The 2,770-nt window shown below is 73.4% G+C and carries 3 protein-coding genes; all 3 read right to left on the bottom strand.

The genetic code is table 11. The features are described 5' to 3' along the window. Positions 1-143 precede the first annotated feature (143 nt). Positions 144-1,313 (bottom strand): acyl-CoA dehydrogenase family protein, encoded by a 1,170-nt coding sequence (locus tag AB8Z36_RS37875; protein ID WP_369217911.1) that lies wholly within the window; start codon positions 1,311-1,313, stop codon positions 144-146. Then, positions 1,310-1,630 (bottom strand): phosphopantetheine-binding protein, encoded by a 321-nt coding sequence (locus tag AB8Z36_RS37870; protein WP_369217910.1) that lies wholly within the window; start codon positions 1,628-1,630, stop codon positions 1,310-1,312. Before AB8Z36_RS37870 ends, AB8Z36_RS37875 begins: the two co-directional genes overlap by 4 nt. Before the next feature lie 50 nt (positions 1,631-1,680). After that, on the bottom strand, positions 1,681-2,770 hold a 1,090-nt coding region (locus tag AB8Z36_RS37865; RefSeq protein ID WP_369217909.1), incomplete at its 5' end, for an acyl carrier protein.

Below are 2,770 nucleotides of genomic sequence, written 5' to 3'. Positions count from 1 at the left end.
CGCCCAGGGCCGCCCACACGGCGGCACCGTCGGCATCGGCGCCCGGAACCCGCGCCGGGAGGGTCGCGGAAGCGAGGGGGAGGTCGGCCGGGGAAGCGAGGGGGAGGTCGGCCGGGAGAGCGGCCGTGCCGGTGGTGGGACGTTCAGGCAAAGGTGACTCCCTGGTCGCGCAGCGCCAGTCGGCCGTCCGCCAGATGGAGACGGTCGTTGTGGTAGTTGAGCGAGGCCGAGCGCAGATCGCGTACGGCCAGTTCGAGGCGGGTGGGTGAGTTCTTCAGGTAGCCGTCGCGCAGTCCGACGGCCTCGACCAGTTCGTCCACGGCGGCCAGGCACTGCTCGGAAGCGGTGATCTTCAGGGAGTTGAGCAGCAGCTGCCGTGCGGCGCGGGAGAGGTCCTCGCCCGACTCCACCACCCGCACGGCCTGTTGCAGCAGCGCGTGCACGGTGTCCAGACGTTGCCGCGAGCGGGAGAGGCGGGTGAGCAGCAGCTCCGAGGTGACGTCGAAGCGCTCACGGCCCGCGGGACCGCGCACCAGCCGCAGGACCCGCGAGAGCGCGCCCGCCGCCGTGCCGAGCCAGGCGGCCGACCAGCCGAGGTGGGCGAGCGGGCCGAAGACGTTCGCGGCGATCTCGTGGAAGTTCCCCGGCTCACCCACCACCTGGTGGGCCGGGACCCGGCCGGTGAGGCGCAGCGGGGCGCTGTGGCTGGCCCGCATGCCCATCGGCTGCCAGTCGCCCGATGCCTGGACGGTGAGCTGGTCCCGGTCGGCGTAGACGAGGGACACCTCGTGTGCGGTGGAGGACTCACCCGCCGAGCGCATGGTGATGAGGAAGCCGTCCGCGTGCGTCCCGCCGGTGACGACCGGCGCGAAGCGGTCGATCTCCAGCATGCCGTCGGCGTCGGTCAACTGCGCATCGGCCGTGCTGAGATGGCCGCCCTTGCCTGCCTCGGTGGTGACGGAGGCCAGATAGACCTCGCCCGTCGCGACGCGGGGCAGGAGCGCCTTGGCCAGGCGCTCGTCGGCATGGTGGACCAGGGCGGCCGACTGCTGGCAGTGCATGGCGAAGATCATGGCCACGGACATGTCGGCCCGGCCCAGGATCTCGGCGCCGCGCACCAGGTCGCGCACGGACCCGCCGAGACCGCCGTACGCGACGGGCACCAGCAGCCCCAGCAGGCCGGTGCGGCGCAGTGCGGCCAGCGCCTCCACGGGGAAGGCGGCGTCCCGGTCGGCGTCGGTGAGGTGCGCCTCGGTCACCTCGACGACCTCCGCGAGCCGGGCGCCGAGGGACGGGGTGAGACCCGCGCTCACACCGACACCCGGCCGCTGTCGCTGTTGCTGTTGCTGTCGCTGTCGCTGTCGCTATTGCTGTTGCTGTTGCTGTCGGCGTCGGGGAGCTGTGCGGCCACCACGCGCCACAGGCTGCCCGCGGTGGCGAAGGTGGCGTCGTTCATGTCCTCGTCGGGAAGCTGGATGCCGAAGCCGTCCTCTAGCTGGAAGAGGAGCTCGATGGCCTGCATGGAGTCGACGCCGAGCCTGCGCAGGTCGGTCTCGGGGGTGATGGCGATCTCTTCGGCACCGGCGTGCTTGAGGAAGGGCCTGAGCAGGTCGGTGAAGCGCGGGTCCACGGGGACGGTTCCTTTCGGTCGGGTCGGTCGGGGGAATCGCCTGCGGTGGCTCAGGGGCGGGCGATGCGGCAGAAGTCGTCGATGCGGCGCAGCTTCTCGGGGATCAGTTCGTCGGCGTCGAGCTCCAGGCCAAGGTCGCCCTCGATCCGGTCGATGATCTCCACCAGCCGGAAGGAGCTGAAGGAGGGGAAGGAGTCGAGCGCGGCACCCGCCAGCAGGTCCTTCTCCGCGACGCCGAGTACGTCGGCGACCATCGCGGCGATACGGGGGCGCAGGTCCGGGGCGGCGGACGGGCCCTCGGCGACGGCGGCCGAGTGGACCGGCGCGGGCTCGGCGCCGAAGACCACGCGGTCGGCGGTGAGCAGTTCGGCCAGGCGGTCCAGCGTGCCCGCCGGTTCGGCCCGCCCGCGGGCGACCCTGCGCTGGGCGAGGTAGGTCTGCTCGACCAGCTTGTCCCAGGCCTCCAGGTGCGCGCGTTCGGCGTCGGTGTGCTCGGTCCGCTCACCGTGCCCGGCGGCGTGTCCGGTCCGCTCGTCGCGTCCGGCGTACTGGGCGCGGTAGGCGGCGTGCAGCCCGCGGGCGCGGGCCAGCAGCCAGGTCTCGGCCGAGAGCTGCTCCAGCGCGCGGAGCCGGTCGGGCCAGTCCGCGTACGCGGCCACGTACGGTCCGGGGTCGAAGGCGGCCACGCTCGGCGGGGCGGGCCGGGGCTCGGCCGGTGCGAAGGTGACCACCTCGGCCGCCTCGAAGCCCGACAGGTCCCGCTCGCCGAGCACATGTACGCCGGGCTCGGCCGCACCCCACCGGGTCTCGATGCGGTAGGCGTCGGTGACCTGCCAACCGGTGGGTCCCGCGGCGAGCAGGAAGCTGTGGTCCATGTGGGCGTTGCCGTAATAGGGCAGCCAGGGCAGGTGGAAGCTGTCGGCGACGACGTAGTGGACGCCGGGCCGTTGGGCGGTCTCGGCGAGCAGTCCGGCGGGGCTCAGGCGGCGGCGGGTCACCGGGCGCAGCCCCACCAGGGGTGCGTCGGTCGCCAGGCGGGCGTCCAGGGTGGGGTCGGCGGTRGGCAGGCCGTCCGGCAGCGGGCGCAGGGGCAGAYTCAGGCGGCCGCCCAGGCCTAGGTGGGTGCCGGGGCCGTGGAAG

It is taken from the genome of Streptomyces flavofungini, from assembly GCF_041028215.1.
In the GTDB taxonomy this organism is placed as follows: Bacteria; Actinomycetota; Actinomycetes; order Streptomycetales; family Streptomycetaceae; genus Streptomyces; species Streptomyces flavofungini_B.
Note: the sequence above shows the minus strand (reverse complement) of the source record. Positions and strands in the feature narration are given on the sequence as shown.